This is a genomic window from Ornithinibacter aureus, from assembly GCF_009858245.1.
Lineage (GTDB): Bacteria > Actinomycetota > Actinomycetes > Actinomycetales > Dermatophilaceae > Fodinibacter > Fodinibacter aureus.
Genome location: NZ_VMSB01000001.1, coordinates 3,078,889 through 3,098,033, shown reverse-complemented (window position 1 = coordinate 3,098,033; position 19,145 = coordinate 3,078,889). Strand labels below are relative to the sequence as shown.

14 protein-coding genes are annotated in these 19,145 nt (G+C 70.0%); 4 read left to right on the top strand and 10 right to left on the bottom strand.

The window, feature by feature from the left end:
- Positions 1–9: 9 nt before the first annotated feature.
- The 4 genes from rsmA to metG form a co-directional block, all read right to left on the bottom strand.
- A complete protein-coding gene (gene rsmA, locus C8E84_RS14730) occupies positions 10–885 on the bottom strand; it encodes a 16S rRNA (adenine(1518)-N(6)/adenine(1519)-N(6))-dimethyltransferase RsmA (protein ID WP_159903271.1) in 876 nt (291 codons plus the stop codon).
- Positions 886–967: 82 nt separating this feature from the next.
- Entirely contained in the window at positions 968–2,110 is a 1,143-nt protein-coding gene (locus C8E84_RS18410) for a resuscitation-promoting factor (protein WP_281348950.1), read from the bottom strand.
- Positions 2,111–2,393: 283 nt separating this feature from the next.
- Positions 2,394–3,275 (bottom strand): TatD family hydrolase, encoded by an 882-nt coding sequence (locus tag C8E84_RS14720; protein WP_159903269.1) that lies wholly within the window; start codon positions 3,273–3,275, stop codon positions 2,394–2,396.
- Complete coding sequence (gene metG, locus C8E84_RS14715) at positions 3,272–5,077, bottom strand: methionine--tRNA ligase (RefSeq protein ID WP_159903267.1); 1,806 nt, start codon at positions 5,075–5,077, stop codon at positions 3,272–3,274. The genes C8E84_RS14720 and metG overlap by 4 nt, the downstream gene beginning before the upstream one ends.
- A 129-nt stretch (positions 5,078–5,206) precedes the next feature.
- Between metG and C8E84_RS14710 the strand changes: the two genes are divergently transcribed.
- Positions 5,207–5,809, top strand: coding sequence for a DUF4126 domain-containing protein (locus C8E84_RS14710; RefSeq protein ID WP_159903265.1), 603 nt, complete (start codon positions 5,207–5,209; stop codon positions 5,807–5,809).
- Here C8E84_RS14710 and C8E84_RS14705 read toward each other — a convergent pair.
- Entirely contained in the window at positions 5,806–6,573 is a 768-nt protein-coding gene (locus C8E84_RS14705; RefSeq protein WP_159903263.1) for a hypothetical protein, read from the bottom strand. The genes C8E84_RS14710 and C8E84_RS14705 overlap by 4 nt on opposite strands.
- Positions 6,574–6,737: 164 nt before the next feature.
- On the opposite strand from C8E84_RS14705, the gene C8E84_RS14700 reads away from it, so the two are divergent.
- Positions 6,738–7,481 carry a CPBP family intramembrane glutamic endopeptidase gene (locus C8E84_RS14700; RefSeq protein ID WP_159903261.1) on the top strand — a complete coding sequence of 248 codons (744 nt, stop codon included), beginning with the start codon at positions 6,738–6,740 and terminating at the stop codon, positions 7,479–7,481.
- A 167-nt stretch (positions 7,482–7,648) separates the two neighbouring features.
- On the opposite strand, the gene C8E84_RS14695 is transcribed toward C8E84_RS14700, so the two are convergent.
- The 5 genes from C8E84_RS14695 to rsmI form a co-directional block, all read right to left on the bottom strand.
- Positions 7,649–8,392 (bottom strand): succinate dehydrogenase/fumarate reductase iron-sulfur subunit, encoded by a 744-nt coding sequence (locus C8E84_RS14695; RefSeq protein WP_159903259.1) that lies wholly within the window; start codon positions 8,390–8,392, stop codon positions 7,649–7,651.
- Positions 8,393–8,441: 49 nt separating this feature from the next.
- Positions 8,442–10,442 carry a fumarate reductase/succinate dehydrogenase flavoprotein subunit gene (locus C8E84_RS14690; RefSeq protein WP_159903257.1) on the bottom strand — a complete coding sequence of 667 codons (2,001 nt, stop codon included), beginning with the start codon at positions 10,440–10,442 and terminating at the stop codon, positions 8,442–8,444.
- Between the two features lie 12 nt (positions 10,443–10,454).
- On the bottom strand, positions 10,455–11,162 hold the full coding sequence (locus tag C8E84_RS14685) for a succinate dehydrogenase cytochrome b subunit (RefSeq protein ID WP_159903255.1): 708 nt from the start codon (positions 11,160–11,162) through the stop codon (positions 10,455–10,457).
- Positions 11,163–11,298: 136 nt separating this feature from the next.
- On the bottom strand, positions 11,299–12,888 hold the full coding sequence (locus C8E84_RS14680; protein ID WP_159903253.1) for a M28 family metallopeptidase: 1,590 nt from the start codon (positions 12,886–12,888) through the stop codon (positions 11,299–11,301).
- A 141-nt stretch (positions 12,889–13,029) separates the two neighbouring features.
- A complete protein-coding gene (gene rsmI / locus C8E84_RS14675) occupies positions 13,030–13,869 on the bottom strand; it encodes a 16S rRNA (cytidine(1402)-2'-O)-methyltransferase (RefSeq protein ID WP_159903252.1) in 840 nt (279 codons plus the stop codon).
- Positions 13,870–13,933: 64 nt separating this feature from the next.
- On the opposite strand from rsmI, the gene C8E84_RS14670 reads away from it, so the two are divergent.
- Entirely contained in the window at positions 13,934–15,505 is a 1,572-nt protein-coding gene (locus tag C8E84_RS14670) for a dolichyl-phosphate-mannose--protein mannosyltransferase (RefSeq protein ID WP_159903251.1), read from the top strand.
- Between the two features lie 51 nt (positions 15,506–15,556).
- Complete coding sequence (locus tag C8E84_RS14665) at positions 15,557–19,075, top strand: TM0106 family RecB-like putative nuclease (RefSeq protein ID WP_159903239.1); 3,519 nt, start codon at positions 15,557–15,559, stop codon at positions 19,073–19,075.
- The last annotated feature ends 70 nt before the right edge of the window (positions 19,076–19,145 follow it).

Genomic DNA, 19,145 nt, shown 5'->3' with positions numbered 1-19,145 from the left:
TAAAGTGCTTCAGGACCCCTGCACCGCCTGAACCCGAGCGGAGGCGATCGCGGCGAAGGTTGCGACGTCGAGCTGCTCCCCACGAGTGCGCGGATCGACGCCCGCAGCCGTCAGCGCAGCCTCGGCGAGCGCGGCCGACCCCGCCCACGATGCGAGGGCGGCACGCAGGGTCTTGCGGCGCTGCGCGAAGGCCGCGTCGACGCAGGCGAAGACCTCCTGGCGGCTGGCGTCGGTGACCGGCGGTTCGCGGCGGGTCAGGGCGACGAGCCCGGAGTCGACGTTCGGAACGGGCCAGAAGACGCTGCGCGGCACCCGGCCGGCGAGCCGCACGTCGGCGTACCAGGCGGCCTTGACGCTCGGCACGCCGTACGTCTTCGAGCCCGGGCCGGCGGCGAGCCGCTCGGCGACCTCGAGCTGGACCATGACGAGGATGGTGCGCACCGTGGGGAACAGCTCGAGGAAGCGCAGGACCACCGGCACGGACACGTTGTAGGGCAGGTTCGCGACGAGGGCCGTCGGTGCCGGCCCGGGCAGCTCGGTCACGGTGAGCGCGTCGGCCTGCACCACGTCGAGGCGGTCGACGAGGGTGGGCGCGTGCTGCGCGACCGTGTCGGGCAGGGCCGCGGCCAGCGCCGGGTCGACCTCGATCGCGACGACCCGGTCCACCTCCGGCAGCAGGGCGAGGGTCAACGAGCCCAGGCCCGGCCCCACCTCGACGACGGTGTCACCTGCCCCGACGCCGGCCACCCGCACGATGCGCCGGACGGTGTTGCCATCGACGACGAAGTTCTGACCCCACTGCTTGGTCGGGCGGATGCCGTGGCGCGCGGCGAGGTCGCGGATCTCACCTGCCCCGAGCAGGCTCACCTCGTGGTCGTCGGACATGCGCTCACCCTAGCCACGACGCACGGTGCCGGGCCGACGCGAGGCGTCGACCCGGCATCCGAGGTCGTGATCAGGTCGTTGATCAGGCGGCGTGTGCGCAGCCCCACGGGGAGAGGCCGGCCCGCGCGTAGTAGCGGTTGGCGATGGTGATCTGCTCGGCGCGCGACGCGAGGTCGGCGCGGGGGGCGAAGTCGTCGCCACCCATGGCCAGCCAGGACGCGGTGGCGAACTGCAGACCGCCGTAGTAGCCGTTGCCGGTGTTGATGTTCCAGCGGCCACCGGACTCGCACTGGGCGATCCGGTCCCACATGGCGGAGCGGGCGGTGTTGATGCCCGCGCCAGACGTGCTGCCGCCGCCGCTGCCACCGGTGCTCGTGGTGGCCGCCGGGCGGGCCTTCGTGCCGACCTTGACGACAGCCGCGACGGGCTTGGCGGTGACGGTGCTCTTGACGACCTTGGTGCTCGTCTTCTTCCCGTCGACGAAGGTGACCTGGCTGACGACGGTCTTGGAGCCCTTCTTGCCCTTGGTGACGACCTTGGTCTGGCCCTTGTACAGGCTCGAGTCCTTCTGCTTGGTGGTCGTGAACGCGATGGCCTTCTTGGCGGTCTCGGTCTTGACGTCCACGCGCTTGAGGGTGATCTTCATGCCGTCCTCGACCGAGGTTGGCATGACCGGGGAGACGACGTCCGCGGCGCGCTTGGCGACGTCGAGCTCGGCGAGGACACCGAACACGGTCTGGCTCGTCGTGGTGACCTTGCGGGTCTTGCCGTCGGCGACGACCGTGACGTTCTTCGGGGTGGTGACGGCCAGGGTGAGGCCGTCACGGCCCAGGCTCTGCGAACGCGAGGCCGTCAGGGCGGCACCCTCGGCGCGGATGTTCAGATCCGTGAGCGCGCCGTCAACCGTGGTGGCCGTGGTCCAGCGCTCGGTCGTCTCGCCGTCGACGGTCACCGTCAGGAGGCGACCGTAGCGCACCGAGATGCGGTCGCCGTCGGAGACCGGGGTGTCCAGGGAGGGCACGACGTCGTCGTGCGGGCCGACGGTGATGTCCTGCTTGGCGAGGACGTCGGCGACGGTGCTGCCGAAGACGTGCACCGACGTGGGCTGACCGTCGACGGTGACCTCGACGGCCTTGTCCGCGTGGGCGATACCGACGGCACCGCCAGCGATGACGAGGGCAGCGACACCTTGGGCGACATGACGAAGGGGGCGGGTGAAAAGCACGGTTCTCCAGTGTTCGTGATCTCCGGGCACCGAACTCGGACGCAGCCGCACGCGGCCCTGACGACCCGTCACCGGGGCGTCGTCACGCAGACGCTCTCCCTGCCGACACCGGCGGCGATCAGGGTGGTCGTGCGTGCCGTCCGAGGCGATTCGGCCCCGGCCATTCCCTCCAGCGTGACGGAGCCAACGGGCGAAGGTCAAATTTTGGTAACGGTCAGGCAGCCGTCGGCGCGCCTCATGGGGCACTTCTGGCGCACGAGCACCACCGGTAACGAGATCTGTGTCACGGTGCGGAGAACGGCGCTGACCACGGGCCGTAGAGGCGCTCGGCGTTGTCGCTGAGCGCCTCGCACAGGGTGGGCACCGCGACGCCGAGGACCCCGGCCATGACCCGAACGGTGAGGGGCACCAGAGCCGGTGAGTTCGTTGCACCGCGCCAGGGATGTGGCGTGAGGTAGGGAGCATCGGTCTCGACGAGCAGCAGGTCGAGCGGTGTCACGGCCAGGGCGTCGCGCAGGGCCGTCGCGTTCTTGAAGGTGACGGTTCCGCTGAAGGACAGGTGGTAGCCGCGGTCGACGCACTGCCGCGCCAGGTCCGGGCCGCCGGAGAAGCAGTGCATCACCGTGGCGGGTGGCGCCCCCTCCTCGTCGAGGATGCGCACCACGTCGTCGTGGCTGTCACGGTCGTGGACCTGCAACGCCTTGCCGAGCCGCTTGGCGAGGTCGATGTGCCATCGGAAGGACTCCTGCTGCACCGGCACACCGTCGGGCCCGGTCCGGAAGTAGTCCAGGCCCGTCTCGCCGACGACGCTCACCCGCGGGTGGGCAGCGAGGCGCTCGATCTCGGCATACGCCGACGTCAACTCTCCCGCTGCGGCCAGGCCGGGAACCTCGTTGGGGTGCAGGGCGACTCCCGCGAGCACCCCTGCGTGCTGCTCGGCCGCCGCGACGGCGAACCGGGCTCCAGGCAGGTCGCACCCGATCTGCACGACCCGGTCGACGCCGACCTCGGCCGCCGCCGCCAGCACGGGGCCAAGACCCTCGACCGACACCTGTGTGCCGTCCCTGGTGATGTCCAGGTGCGTGTGGTTGTCGACGACCGCGATCGGCAGCGGATCCGGTGCCGTGGGGACCCGCTCCGGGGCGGTCTCCGCACGGGGACTCACGACAGGCCCCACTCCTGGAGCACCTGGGCCTCGTCGAGCTTGCTGAACACCGGCGCCGGCTTGACCACCGCAGCGCCGACCAGCACGGGCGTGGACTCCCACCGCGGGGTGCCGGAGTAGTCGCCCGTGATCACCGGGTAGCTGCGATCCGAGTCGCCGTCGTCGAGACCCACGACGTCGGTGAGCACCGGCATCGGGACGAACTCGCCCACCCCGCCGAGGGCGAGGTGCACCCGGTTCGCGGCGTGCGGCAGGAACGGCGCGAGCAGGGTGTTGAGGTCGGAGACGCTCTGGATCAGGGTGTGCAGCACCGTGGCCAGCCGCTCGCGCTCGTGCTCACCCTTGAGCTTGAAGGGCTCGGTGCGCGAGACATAGGCGTTGACCTCACCGACGATCCGCATGGTCTCGGCGAGCGCGGCCTTGACCCGGTTGCGCTCCAGCAGGGCGCCGACCGTGGCGAACGCACCGGTGACCGTCTCGCGCAGCTCGAGGTCGATGTCCTCGAGCGGCCCGGGCTGCGGGATCTCGCCGAAGTTCTTGGCGACCATCGCCGCCGTACGAGAGACGAGGTTGCCCCAGCCGGCGACGAGCTCGGAGTTGTTGCGCTGGACGAAGTCTCGCCAGGTGAAGGCAGAGTCCTGGTTCTCGGGGCCGGCCGCGCAGATGTAGAACCGGATCGCATCGGGGCCGTACTTCTCCAGGACGTCCCGCACGTAGATCACGTCACCGCGGCTGGTGGAGAACTGTCGGTCACCGAAGGTGAGGAACTCGCTCGAGACCACTTCGGTGGGCAGGTTGAGCTCGCCGAAGACCCCCGGTTCGCCTCCCCGCTCGCCGTGACCGGCGTACCCGAGCAGCTCCGCCGGCCAGATCTGGGAGTGGAAGGTGATGTTGTCCTTACCCATGAAGTAGTACGAAACCTGCGGGTCATCGCTCGTACCGGGGTTCCACCACAGGCGCCAGGCCTCGGGGTCGCCCGAGCGCCGGGCCCACTCGATCGACGCCGAGAGGTAGCCGATGACGGCGTCGAACCAGACGTAGAGCCGCTTCGTCGGCTGGTCACGCCACCCGTCGAGGGGCACTGGGATGCCCCAGTCGATGTCGCGGGTCATCGCGCGCGGCTTGATGTCGTCGAGGATGTTGAGGCTGAACTTGATGACGTTGGGGCGCCAGGTGCCCGAGGCCTCACGCCCCTCGAGCCACTCGCGCAGCGCATCGGCGAGCGCCGGGAGGTCGAGGAAGAAGTGCTGGGTCTCGATGAACTCCGGGGTCTCCCCGTTGATCTTGCTGCGCGGGTTGACGAGGTCCTCGGGCTCGAGCTGGTTGCCGCAGTTGTCGCACTGGTCACCGCGCGCCTCGCCGTAACCGCACAGGGGGCACGTGCCCTCGATGTAGCGGTCCGGCAGGGTGCGGCCCGTCGTCGGTGAGATCGCCCCGCGCTGGGTGCGCTCGACCATGTACCCGTTCTCCCAGACCCGGGTGAACAGCTCCTGGGCGACGGCGTAGTGGTTGGCCGTCGTGGTGCGGGTGTACAGGTCGTAGGTGCAGCCGAGGTCGGCCAGCTCGCCGGCGATGATGGCGTGGTTCCTCGCGACGAACTCCGTCGGGGTGACACCGGCCTTGTCGGCCAGGACGAGGATCGGGGTGCCGTGCTCGTCGGAACCGCTCACCATCAGCACGTCGTGCCCCGCCATCCGCATGTAGCGGCTGAAGACGTCAGAGGGGACCCCGAACCCGGCGATGTGGCCGAGGTGTCGGGGGCCGTTCGCGTACGGCCAGGCAACGGCGGAAAGGACCTTCATGGGGTCCGATCCTAGGTGCCCGGCGGTTCACTCCCCCACCGCGCATCCCGGGACTACGCTCGGGTGGCCGTACGTTGCACTGACGGCACGTCCGCGTGGAGCGGTCGTGGGTGCGAAGGAAGGAAGACCGTGCTCGCTGCCCTCACCGGAATGGGCCTGTCCGCCGCCGCAGGTCTCAACGCCTACATCCCGTTTCTCGTCGTGGCCCTGGTCTCGCGCTTCACGGATCTCATCACCCTGCCCGCGGGGTACGAGTGGATCGACAGCAACTGGGCGATCGGCATCGGCTCGGCCCTGCTGCTCGCCGAGATCGTCCTGGACAAGATCCCGGCCGTCGACACGATCAACGACACGATCCAGACGTTCATCCGCCCCAGCATGGGTGGGTTGATCTTCGCCGCCTCCACCGCGGCATCCGAGGTCGACAACTCGGCGTGGATGCAGGACAACCCGTGGGTCTCGGTCGTGCTCGGGGTGATCATCTCGGGGCTGGTCCACACCGGCAAGATGGCCTCTCGTCCTGTGATCAACGCCGGCACCGCCGGTGTCGGCGCCCCCGTGGTCTCCACCGCCGAGGACGTCGGCTCGCTCGGGCTCACCCTGATCGCGCTCATCGCACCGGTGCTCGTCATCATCGCGCTGGCCCTGCTCGCGTGGCTGCTGATCTGGATGTGGCTGAGGGTTCGTCGCTGGCGGCGCACGCGGCGCGACCCCGCGTACCAGCCCGGCTAGCCCTCGACGACCATCGACGCCGGAGGCGGCGTGAAGGTCTGGGCCCGGCCCCAGTCGCTGAACACGAGGTCGGCAGGAGCGGTCGACGGCCCGACCGCGCGCACGAGGGTGGCGCTGCCGTCCGCCAGCACCCAGAGTCGGGCCCCGTCGGGCTTGCCGAGGACGTACACCGCCTTGCCGTCGACCTCGCCCTCCTCCACCGGTGACGTGTCGGCCTCGAGCGCCGCGATCTCCGGCACCCCGAAGGTCTCGGTGAGCATGGTGCGCAGGGTGAACGAGCCGAGCTCGGTGGCGTCGGACTCGCTGATGGCGACGTACTTGCCGACCATCCCGGAGCCGGCAGCCGGGTCACCGGTCTGCTCGACCCAGAACTCCTCGTCGCCCCCGAGCCAGTGGTCGGCACCGACGGTGATGACCTCGGCCTGCCCACCCGAAGGGGTGGTGATGAACACCGTCTGGTTCGAGCCGTTGGCGTTGCCCTCGACATCGACGGTGACCGGACCCCCATCGCGGGTCTGCGTGCCGACCACGCGTGCCGACGGTGCCGCCAGCGCAGCCGTGCGGGCCTGCCGGTAGACCTCGCCGACCGTCGGCAGGGACGACGACGGAGTCGGGGTCGGGCTCGTCGAGGTGCTGGCCGTCGAGGAGGCGGTCGGGGATGTCGTCTCGGTCCCCTCACCGTCGCGGTTGCAGCCCCCGACGGCCAGGGCCACCAGCACGGTTGCGGTCGCTGCCACGGTCCGCAGGCCGGTTCCGGTCTCCACAGGCACTCCTCACGTCGGAACCGCCATGGTAGGCGGCCACCTCCGGGTCGTCGTGCCGCCCCACCGCGCGAGGGTCACGTGTCGTGCCTCCTGGCCGACCGGTCGCCGTCCTCTGCCGAGGTCCCGACATGGCACCGACCGAGGCGAGGCCTACGCTGTCCTCCATGCGCCGCCAGCACCTCACCGAGACCTGGCTCGTGCTCGGTGTGTCCCTGGGAGCGTCGGCGATCTGGTCGCTGCTGCGCATCGTCGACAAGCTGACCCGCCCGGCCCCGCTCGGGTCACAGACCACCTCGATGAACTCGTCGGTGACCCCCGACCGGCCGTGGCTCGACCTCGTCTACCAGCTCACCGGGGTCGCGTTGGCTCTGGTGCCCGTGCTGCTCGCCCTTCACCTGCTGCGCCGCGACGACCCGGACGAGCCCCACACGATGGGCTTCGACCTGCGCCGGCCGGGTCAGGACCTCGTGCGTGGGGCCGTGCTGGCCGCCGTCATCGGACTCCCGGGGCTTGCGCTGTACGCCGCCGCGAAGGCCCTCGACCTCAACACGACGATCGCCGCGGCCAACCTGGCGAGCGCCTGGTGGACCATCCCCGTGTTGATCCTCGCCGCCGCCCAGAACGCGGTGCTCGAAGAGGTGATCATGGTGGGCTACCTGTTCAAGCGGTGGGGCCAGGCCGGGTGGGGTCGCTGGCAGATCATCCTCACCAGCGCGGTGATCCGGGGCACGTACCACCTCTACCAGGGGTTCGGCGGCTTCGTCGGCAACATCGCCATGGGGATCGTGTTCGGCTGGTGGTACACCCGCAGCAAGCGGGTGATGCCGCTCGTGGTGGCCCACACGATCCTCGACGTCGTCGCCTTCGTCGGCTACGCCCTGCTGCGCGACCGCCTCAGCTGGCTCTGACCCGTACCGGAATCGACCAATAGGTCACTCCGGGTACGCCCCGACCTGCACCCCCCCCCGGTACCGGAATCGACCAATAGGTCACTCCGGGTACGCCCTGACCCTTTCACGCGTACCCCCAGCGACCTATTGGTCGCTGGGGGTACGCGTTGGGGTTGGGATGCCGGTCAGTGACCTGCGCGCATCGCCGCCAGGAGGTCGTGGTTCAGCGTGGAGATGACGTCCTGCGGGATGCCCTTCGGGCAGGCCTGCGAGCAGGCGCCGACGTTCGTGCAGCCGCCGAAGCCCTCGTGGTCGTGCTGGTCGACCATGGAGACGACCCGAGCCATCCTCTCGGGCTGGCCCTGGGGCAGCTCGGAGAGGTGGGTGACCTTGGCGCCCATGAACAGCATGGCGCTCGCGTTGGGGCAGGCCGCCACGCACGCGCCGCACCCGATGCACTCGGCCGCCGTGAACGCCCGGTCGGCAGCCGGCTTGGGCACCGGCGCGGCGTGGGCGTCGGGGGCGGACCCGGTGTTGACCGAGATGTAGCCGCCCGCCTGGATGATGCGGTCGAAGGCGCCGCGGTCGACGACGAGGTCCTTGATGACCGGGAACGCGTTGGCGCGCCACGGCTCGATCGTGATGACCTCGCCGTCGCGGAAGCTGCGCATGTGCAGCTGACACGTCGTCGTCTTCTCAGGCCCGTGTGCCTCACCGGAGATCATCAGGCCACACATGCCGCAGATGCCCTCTCGGCAGTCGCTGTCGAAGGCGATGGGCTCCTGACCGGCCGCGTTGAGCTGCTCGTTGAGCACGTCGAGCATCTCGAGGAAGCTCATGTCGGGGCTGATGTCGGAGACCTTGTAGACCACGAGCTCGCCGGTGTGGCGGGGGCCGGCCTGACGCCAGATCTTCAGGGTGAGATTCATGCTGTTTGCGTCCTTTGGGGGGATTCCGGGGGGCGAAGCCCCCCGGAGGTCACTTGTAGCTCCGCTGCTTCAGTTCGATCGCTTCGTACACCAGATCCTCCTTGTGGAGCACCGGGGCACCCATCTCGCCGTCACCGTCGCCGCCGGCGAACTCCCAGGCCGCGACGTAGAGGAACTCGTCGTCGTGACGCAGCGCCTCGCCGTCCTCGGTCTGCGACTCGGCCCGGAAGTGACCGCCGCAGGACTCGCGACGGTGCAGGGCGTCGATGCACATGAGCTCACCGAGCTCGAGGAAGTCGGCGACCCGGCCGGCCTTCTCGAGGCTCTGGTTGAGGGTGTCGGCCGACCCGAGGACACGTACGTTGCGCCAGAACTCCTCGCGCAGACCGCGGATGAGGTCGATGGCCTTGAGCAGCCCCTCCTCGGAACGCTCCATGCCGCAGTACTCCCACATGATGTGGCCGAGTTCCTTGTGGAAGGAGTCGACACTGCGCTCGCCCTGGATCTGGAGCAGGCGGGCCGTGCGCTGTTCGACCGAGGTGCGTGCCTCGACGACGGCGGGGGCGTCCGTCGACAGCGGCTCGAAGGGCCCCTTGGCGAGGTAGTCGCGGATGGTGTTCGGCAGGACGAAGTACCCGTCGGCCAGACCCTGCATGAGCGCCGAGGCACCCAGGCGGTTGGCGCCGTGGTCGGAGAAGTTGGCCTCTCCGGTGACGAACAGCCCGGGGATCGAGGACTGGAGGTCGTAGTCGACCCACAGACCACCCATCGTGTAGTGGACCGCCGGGTAGATGCGCATCGGGGTCTCGTACGGGTTCTCCCCGGTGATCCGGGCGTACATGTCGAACAGGTTGCCGTACTTGGCCTCGACGGCTGCCTTGCCCAGTCGGGAGATGGCGTCGGCGAAGTCGAGGTACACCCCGCGGCGGAAGTCCCCGACCATAGGGCCGACACCGCGGCCCTCGTCGCAGACGTTCTTGGCCTGGCGCGAGGCGATGTCGCGCGGCACGAGGTTGCCGAAGCTCGGGTAGATCCGCTCCAGGTAGTAGTCGCGGTCCTCCTCGGCGATGGTGCGCGGGTCCTTGTCACAGTCCTCGCGACGCTTGGGCACCCAGATGCGGCCGTCGTTGCGCAGCGACTCGGACATCAGGGTCAGCTTGCTCTGGTGGTCACCGGAGACCGGGATGCAGGTCGGGTGGATCTGCGTGTAGCAGGGGTTGGCCATGTAGGCGCCCTTGCGGTGCGCCCGCCACGACGCCGTGACGTTGGAGCCCATCGCGTTGGTCGACAGGAAGAACACGTTGCCGTACCCACCGGAGGCGAGGACGACGGCATCCGCGAGGTGCGTCTCGATCTCGCCGGTGACGAGGTCGCGAGCGATGATGCCGCGCGCGCGACCCTCGGAGACGATGACCTCGAGCATCTCGTGGCGGGTGAACTGCTCCACCGTGCCGGCCGCGACCTGACGCTCGAGGGCCTGGTAGGCACCGATGAGCAGCTGCTGGCCGGTCTGGCCACGGGCGTAGAAGGTGCGCGACACCTGGACGCCACCGAAGGAACGGTTGTCGAGCAGACCGCCGTACTCGCGGGCGAACGGCACACCCTGGGCGACGCACTGGTCGATGATCGCGGCGCTGACCTCGGCCAGGCGGTAGACGTTGGTCTCGCGGGCCCGGTAGTCACCACCCTTGACCGTGTCGTAGAACAGGCGGTAGACGGAGTCGCCGTCCTCCTTGTAGTTCTTGGCGGCGTTGATGCCACCCTGGGCGGCGATCGAGTGGGCCCGGCGCGGGCTGTCCTGGAAGCAGAACGACTTCACGTGGTAGCCGGCCTCGCCCAAGGTGGCCGCGGCGGCGCCGCCGGCGAGCCCGGTGCCCACGATGATGACCGACAGCTTGCGACGGTTGGCCGGGTTGACCAGGGCTGCCTCGAACTTGCGGGTGGTCCACTTCTCGGCGATGGGGCCGGCGGGCGCCTTGGTGTCGGCGATCTTCTCGCCCTCGGTGTAGAGGCGGTGAGCGATCCCCGCGTTCACGGTGTTTCCGGTCATGGTGTCAGTGCCTCACTTGATCAGGCCGAAGAGGATGGCGAGCGGCGGGATGGCGAACCCGACGACGACGAGCGCTGCGACGGCGTGGCCGATGGCCTTGGCACGCCGGTACTTCGCCGGGGTGCCCGTGAGGCCGAAGGTCTGCTGCGCACTGAAGACCCCGTGCGCGAGGTGCAGGCCGAGCGCGGCGAGAGCGAGCAGGTAGATCAGGGTCATCCACGGAACCTGGAAGCTCGCGACGACGAGGCGGTAGGGGTTCTGCTCGATGTCGACACCCTGGGCGTCGGGGTTGACCGAGATCTTCATGATCGTGAAGTGCAGCAGGTGCCAGATGATGAAGATGATGAGGAAGACCCCGCCCCACCGCATCCACGCGGTACGCATCGCCGTCTTGGCGGCGGCGTACTTGGTGCGCCGCGCCGTGCCGGCCCGGCTCCACAGCGAGAACGCCGCGTAGATGTGGGCGATGACCGCCACGATCAGGACGACGCGCACGATCCACAGCAGCCCCTCGTAGGGCAGGATCGGCTCGCCGAAGGTGCGCAGGTGGTGGGCGTAGGTGTTGAACGCCTCCTCCCCCGCCAAGGTCTTGAGGTTGCCGTACATGTGCAACAGGACGTACCCGACGAACACCAGCCCGGACCCCGCCATGAGGGTCTTGAGGGCGATGGTGGTGCGGCGGGCCGTCGCCGGACGTGAGGGAGCTGTCGTAGTGGCCACGGCAGAAACCTAGCGCGGCGCGCCGCCCGGCGGCAGGTCAGGTGAACCTTGCAGTGTGTGAGGTTCGCCAATTACCCACCGGTAGACGTGACGACGCCCGGCATCCGAGGTGGATGCCGGGCGTCGTGCGGTCAGATCACTCGACCTCGGTGGGCTCGTGGTCGTGGTCGTGCAGGCCACCCTGGGACGAGCCTGAATCCCCGCCAGCACCCGACGTTCCCGCTCCGTCGCCCGAGACGGGCGGGAAGTTGCTCTTGCCGGGGAGTCCGTTCACGTCGGAGGTGTTCATCGCGTACTGGAGCACGCTGAACCCGATGGCGTCGGAGTTGACGTCGAGGGCGTGGTCGTTGTTGTTCGCGTAGGTGTCGCACGCCAGGTGGTAGCACGGGTCGTACTGCTGGCCCGCGGTCCCACCCCACCGGGCGGCCTCGTCGGCGGTCTTGACACCCTCGGCGCCGGTGAACAGGCCACCGGACGGGATGCCGTTGGCGATGAACGCCCCGTAGTCGGAGCGTCCCGAGAAGTCGGTGCCCTTGAAGGGCTCACCGACCGAGGTGTAGAACGCCTCGAAGGTCTTCTCGATCTGGGCGGAACCCTCCGGCCCGACGCCGGCGCCGACACCATCCGAGTCGTCACCGTCGTAGACGAAGAACACGTGGTTGGGCGAACCCACCATGTCGAAGTTCAGGTACAGCGCGATCTTGTCCTTCTCCGCCTCCGAGAGACCTGCGACGTACTCGTTCGAGCCGATGAGGCCCGACTCCTCGGCACCCCACCACGCGAAACGGACGGCGTTGGTCGGCTTGACCTTGGCCATCTGCTCGGCCACCTCGAGGATGGCCGCCGACCCGGAGCCGTTGTCGTTGAGGCCGGGACCGGCCTGGACCGAGTCCAGGTGCGCGCCCGCCATGACGACGTTGCTCGGGTTGCCCCACTTGCTCTGGGCGATGACGTTCGTCTGGGTGATCAGCTCGGGCTCGGGAACGTTGATGTAGGCGGTCGAGCCGGGCGTGGACAGGGCCTCACCGGCGGCGAAGGACGCCCCGACGGCAGGGATCCTCGTTCCTGCACCGTCCGGAAGGAGCGTGCCGACGACGAGCCCTTCACGGGTCGGGTCGTTGCCCTGGTTGAAGATGATGACGGCGCTCGCACCGGCTGCCTGGGCGTTGGCCGCCTTGAGCCCGAAGGAGCAGGTGCCACGCTGGACGAGGGCGATGTTTCCTGCCGGGAACCCGGCGAAGTCAGCGGCCTCACAACCGCTCGTGCTGGCTCGCGGCGGTGCCAACGCGAGGTCGACAGGGGTCACCGCGCCGGTGGCCGAGCCGTAGCCCGTGCCCGTGAAGGGCCCGGTGTCGTAGACGTTGCTCAGGGGCGCGAGCTGCTGCAGCGTGGCCGCGGCGACGTAGGTGAACGGGAACTCGTCGAGGGTGACGTCGTAACCGGCCGCCTCCATCTTGTCGACCACGTACGCGACGCTCGCGTCGTAGCCGGGGGTACCCGCCGCTCGGTTGCCGCCGTTCGCGTCAGCGATCGACTGAAGGGCCGCCTGGTGCTCGCGGACACCCTCGAGGGTGATGCACTCCATGAGCTTGGCGTGCGTGTTGTTCACCCGCGTGTCACACGCCGGGGAGGGCTTCGGCGCCGCCTGCACCAGCGGTGTGAACGACAACGCGCAGGCAGCGGCGGCGGCGACGACGGCGCCGATCCGCAGGGAGGTTCGAGACATGTGCTGATCTCCGTGGTGTCGGAGGTGGTGCCCGGGATGGGTGGCAAGGCGCACCGCGTCGCAGCACCCGTGGATTCCGCCAGAGTAGGGAAAACCCTCCGATCCGTAAAGACCTCTGTGCCTCGGTCTCTCAGCAGGACATCACTGGACGGAAGGCCGGGCGACCACCGCGTCGTACAGCGCCTTGCGGGACAGCCCCGTGGCCCGGGACACCTCGCCGCACACGTCCTTGAGCCGCTCACCTCGGGCCACCCTGTCCCGGATGCCGGCCACCTCGGTCTCGAGATCGGCCGCCGGTCGGGTGGCCCCCTCCACGACGACGGTGATCTCGCCCCGGACGCCGTCGGCTGCCCAGGTGACGAGCTCGGCGAGCGTGCCCCGCCTGACCTCCTCATAGGTCTTCGTCAGCTCGCGGCACACCGCGGCGCGGCGCTGCGGCCCGAAGACCTCGGCCATCGTGGACAGGGTGCGCTCGAGACGGTGAGGGGCCTCGAAGAAGACCATGGTGCGCCGCTCGTCGCCGAGCACCCCGAGCGCGCTCGCACGCTCCCCCGCGCGACGCGGGAGGAAACCCTCGAAGCAGAACCGGTCGACCGGCATCCCGGACACCGCCAACGCCATGAGAACCGCGGACGGCCCCGGAACGCAGGTCACGCGCACCCCGCCCGCGACCGCGGCGCTCACGAGGCGGTACCCGGGGTCGGAGACCGACGGCATCCCGGCATCCGTCACGACGACGACGCGACGACCTTCGATCAGCTGCTCGACGAGCTCGGGCGTGCGCTGCGCCTCGTTGTGCTCGTGGTAGGACAGCACGCGGCCGGTGGGCTCGACGCCGAGGGCCTGGCAGAGCCGACGCAACCGACGCGTGTCCTCGGCAGCGACGACGTCGGCCCTGCTCAGCTCCTCGGCCAGGCGGAGCGCCGCGTCCCGCGGGTCGCCGATGGGGGTGGCGGCCAGGACGAGGACACCATGACTCATGGCGCGATCCTCGCACGGCGCACGGTGTCAGGGTGCCCCCACGTCACCGGCCTAGGATGACCCGGTGAACCGGACCGACGAGCTGCGCCTGCGCCTGCTCGGCCAACGGCCGGTGTCACTGATGACCGACACGCTGTGGGGGTGGCTCGGGCCGGGCCTGATCGCCCTCGTCGGCGGGTTCCTGCGGTTCTGGAACCTCGACCACCCGCGGGCGCTGGTCTTCGACGAGACGTACTACGTCAAGCAGGCGACCTCGATGCTGCGCTTCGGCGTCGAGATGCGGGTTCTCAGCACGCTGAAGGAGCCGGACAAGGTCTTCGCCGGCGGCAACCCGGACGTCTTCTCCACCGTCGACGGCGACATGGTGGTGCACCCTCCCGTCGGCAAGTGGATGCTGACCGCCGGCCAGTGGGTGTTCGGGTCGGACTCGGGGTTCGGGTGGCGGGTGTCGGCGGCGGTCGTCGGGACGCTGTCCATCCTCATCGTCGGCCGGGTGGCCCGCAGGATGTTCGGCTCGACGGCGCTGGGCTGTGTCGCGGCGTTCCTGCTGGCCTTCGAGGGCTCGCACTTCGTGATGTCGCGCACGGGCATCCTCGACATCTTCGTGTCGTTCTTCGCGCTGTGCGGGTTCGCGGCGCTGCTCATCGACCGCGATCGCAGCCGCGAGGTCCTCGCCGCGCGGGTGGGGGCGCTGCCGCGGGGGACGTGGCCGCAGGGGTTGGGGCCGTGGCTGGGCTGGCGCCCGTGGCGCTGGGTCGCCGGGTTGTCCCTCGGCCTCGCGACGAGCACGAAGTGGTCGGGGCTGTTCTTCGTGGCCGCCTTCGGGCTGATGACCGTGTGGTGGGACATGGGCGCCCGGCGCGCCGCCGGGGTGCGCCGCTGGGGCCTCGGGGCGATCGTCAAGGACGGCCCCTTCGCGGCGCTGGCCATGGTCGGCACCACCGCCGTGGTCTACGTGGCGTCGTGGATCGGGTGGTTCCGCAGCGACGTCGGCTACCACCGGCAGTGGCACACCTTCCACCCCGGCGAGGGGGTCATGTGGCTGCCACCGGTGCTGCGCAACTGGGTGAAGTACCACCAGGACGCGTTCAACTTCAACACCACGCTGCAGACCCCGCACCCCTACCAGTCCGACCCCTGGACCTGGATCCTCCAGCTGCGGCCGACGTCGTTCTACTACGAGAGCCCGACGCGCGGGGTCGCCGGGTGCGCCGTCGACCAGTGTTCGCAGGCCATCAACCCCGTCGGCACGATCACCGTGTGGTGGGTCGGTGTGCTGGCCCTCGCGGTGGTCGTGTGGTGGTGGCTGGTGCGCCGGGACTGGCGGGCTGGGGCGATCGCGGCCGGCATCCTCGGTGGCTACCTGCCGTGGTTCGTCTTCGCGGATCGCACGATCTACGCGTTCTACGCCGTGGCGTTCGAGCCGTGGCTGGTGCTCGCGGTGACGTTCGTCATCGGGCTGTTCGTCGGTCGCCGCGAGGACGACCCGCAGCGGTGGCGCACGCGCTGGTTCATCGTCGGGGGTTATCTCCTGCTGACCCTGGCCATGTTCGCGTTCTTCCACCCGATCTACGTCGGGGAGACCATCCCCTACGACCAATGGCGCTGGCGGATGTGGCTGCCGAGCTGGATCTGACCGCGCGCCGGCCGTGGAGCCGGTGTCGGTCCGCGTTGTTAGGTTCGGCGCATGTTCCTCCTCGGCGACGACGCGCGGCTCGTCATCAGCGCAAGCGACCTGCGCACGGCATCCGACTGCGAGTTCGCCCTGGTGCGCCAGCTCGACGTGGTGCTCGGCCGCGCCGACAAGGTCGAGGACCCGCGCGACCCGATGCTCGCTCGGGTCAGCGCCCTCGGTGACCAGCACGAGCAGTCCGAGCTGCGCAGACTGCGCCGAGAGCACCCGAACGGGGTGCGCCACCTGCCGTCACCGTCGTACACGCCACAGGGTCTGGCCGCCGCGATGGCCACCACCGTCGAGGCGCTGTCCTGCGGGGCGACGGTGCTCAGCCAGGCCACGCTCTTCGACGGCGGGTTCGTCGGCCGGGCCGACTTCCTGGAACTGACGCCCGCCGGGTGGCTGGTCAGCGACACCAAGCTGGCCCGCCACGCCACCGTCACCGCCCTGCTCCAGGTCGGCGCCTACGCCGCCCTCCTGCTGGATGCCGGGGCACCGGTCGCGCCGACCGTGCGGTTGGTGCTCGGCGACGGAGCGACGCGTGACGACCCGCTCGGCGAGGTGCTGCCGGTCTACCGCAGCCGCCGGGCCCGGCTCGACGGCATCCTCGCCGACCACCGCGCGGACGAGGCGGCGGCCACGTGGGGCGATGAGCGTTGGCTGGCCTGCGGGTCGTGCCCGACGTGCGTGGCCGAGGTGGAGGCCGCCCGAGACCTGCTGCTCGTCGCCGGAATGCGCCGGCCCACCCGTCGTCGGCTGCGTGACGCGGGGGTGCGCACCATCGACGACCTGGCAGCGAGCACCGGGCCGGTCGCCGACGTCAGGGCGCAGTCGCTCGACCGGCTGCGGGCGCAGGCCCGGTTGCAGCTCGTGCAGGAGGCCGACCCCACCGGCGCGGTGCACCACGAGGTGATCGACGTGGCGGCCCTGAGCCGGCTGCCCGCGCCGAGCCCGGGTGACATCTTCTTCGACTTCGAGGGTGACCCGCTGTGGCAGGAGCCGGGGTCCGGCATCTGGGGGCTGGAGTACCTCTTCGGGATGATCGAGGTCGACAGCGGGCAGGAACGGTTCCGCGCGTTCTGGGCCCACGACCGGCGCGAGGAGAAGCAAGCGCTCATCTCCTTCGTCGACCACGTCAACGAGCGACTGGCGATCTGGCCCGACCTGCACGTCTACCACTACGCACCGTACGAGCCGGCTGCCCTGTTGCGGATGGCCGCCAGGCACGGTGTCTACGAGGACGAGGTCGACGAGCTCCTGCGCCGCCGCGTCTTCGTCGACCTCTACGCCGTCGTCAAGGCCGGGGTGCGCATCTCGCAGCGGTCGTACTCCATCAAGAAGCTCGAACCGCTCTACATGCCGGCGCGCGAGGGTGAGGTGCAGGGCGGGGCCGAGAGCATCGTCGTGTACCACCAGTTCTCCGCGGCCACGAACGAGGGGCGCACCGACGAGGCTGCCTCGCTGCTGGCCGAGATCGCCGACTACAACGAGCTCGACTGCATCTCCACCCTGAAACTGCGCGACTGGCTGCTCGAGCGGTGCACGGAGGCCGGGGGGTCGCCAGCGGGCCCGGTCGACGAGGGCGACGACGTCGCCACCCCGGTCAGCGACAAGCGGGCGGCAGCCCTGGCGCTCGAGGCGGCCGTCCGAGGGCTGGTCGACGAGATCCCCCCGGCGCAGTGGAGCGACGAGCACCGCGCGATGGCGATGATCGCCTCGTCGGTGCTGTACCACGCCCGCGAGGACAAACCGGCATGGCAGGAGCACTACGAGCGGGTGCGCCAGCCCGTCGGTGACTGGCGCCGCGCCGACGGCGTCTTCGTCGTCGACCACGCGGAGGTGCTCGAGCCGTGGGCGCAGCAGTCCGCCCGGCACAACCCCCGACGGGTGTTGCGCCTCAGCGGTGAGGCGCCCGGCGGGCCGCCGCGCGTGGGTGAGTGCCACGTCGTCTACGCGGCGCCCGGGCCTGACGGGTTCGAGGCATCGCCCATGGACGCCAACACGGTCAACCCGAGCAAGGGAAGCGTGCTGGCCATCGATGAAGAGCTCTCCGACGACGGTGTGGCGCGCCTCGTCGTGACGCTCAGCGAGCAGCACAGCCGGGCGTTGGGCGACCACGATCACCTGCCCGTGGCCCTCACCCCGGGGGGGCCGATCAAGACCGACTCGATCGACAGGGCGCTGGCCGAGGTCGCCGAGGAGGTGCTGGCGTCGGGGTCGGTGCCGGTGTCGGCGGGCACCGACGTGCTGTTGCGTCGGGCCCCGCGGTTGCGGGGTGGCATGCCGCTGCCGCCGGTGGCCGACGCAGGCGATGACCGCTTCATCGACGCGATCGAGACGGCGCTGCTCGCCATGGACGACTCCTACGTCGCGGCCCAGGGGCCACCCGGCACGGGCAAGACGCACGTCGGCGGGCACGTCATCGCGCGCCTCGCCGCTCAGGGGTGGCGGATCGGGGTCTGCGCCCAGAGCCATGCCGCCGTCGAGAACATGCTCACTGCGGTGGTGCGCGCCGGGCTCGACCCCGCCCAGGTGGGCAAGGTCGCCAAGTCGACGCCCGATCCGAGGTGGACGGCTCTGGCCAAGGCGGACGACCTCGCGGCCTTCGCGGCGCAGCACGACCAGGCCAGCCGCGGCTACGTCATCGGCGGCAGCGCGTGGGACCTCACCAACGAGCGCCGGGTGGGCCGGGGTCAGCTCGACCTGCTCGTCATCGACGAGGCCGGCCAGTTCAGCCTCGCCAAGACCCTGGCGGTCGGGGTCAGTGCCCAGCGCCTGCTGCTGCTGGGTGACCCGCAGCAACTGCCGCAGGTGTCGACCGGGGTGCACGCCCAGCCGGTCGACGAGTCGGCGCTCGGGTGGTTGGCCGCGGGTGAACCGGTGCTGCCTGCGCATCTCGGCTACTTCCTCGAGACCACCCGCCGCATGCACCCCGACCTCACCACCGTCGTGTCCGACCTCGCGTATGACGGTGCGCTGGCCTCTCACGAGACGGTGACCGCGGCACGGCGGCTGGACGGCATCCGACCCGGCCTCCACGTCGTCGTCGTCGACCACCTCGACAACTCCACCGAGTCGCTGGAGGAGGCCGAGGCGGTCAGTGCCCTGGCGCAGACACTCATCGGCCGGATGTGGCACGACCCGTCGCTGACCGACGGCTCCGGTGCACCTGCGCCGGCTCGACCACTGACAGCGACCGACCTCATCGTCATCACGCCGTACAACCGACAGGCCGAGAGGATCCGGGGGGCGCTGCGGGCTGCGGGGCTTGACGACGTTCAGGTCGGAACGGTCGACAAGTTCCAGGGGCAGGAGGCGCCGGTGGCGATCCTGTCGATGGCGGCGTCATCACACTCGGACGTCTCGCGTGGGATGGGCTTCCTGCTCGACCGGCACCGGCTCAACGTGGGCATCTCGCGGGGGCAGTACGCCGCCTACCTCGTGCGCTCCAGGGTGCTCACCGACTTCTCGCCGAGCTCACCGGACGAGTTGATCGCCCTCGGGGCCTTCCTGCGCCTGCACCCCCAGTGAACTTTTTCGCCCGATGCCGCAAGGTTCACCATCACACCACTTCCTAAGGGGGGCGATCATGAACCTTCCG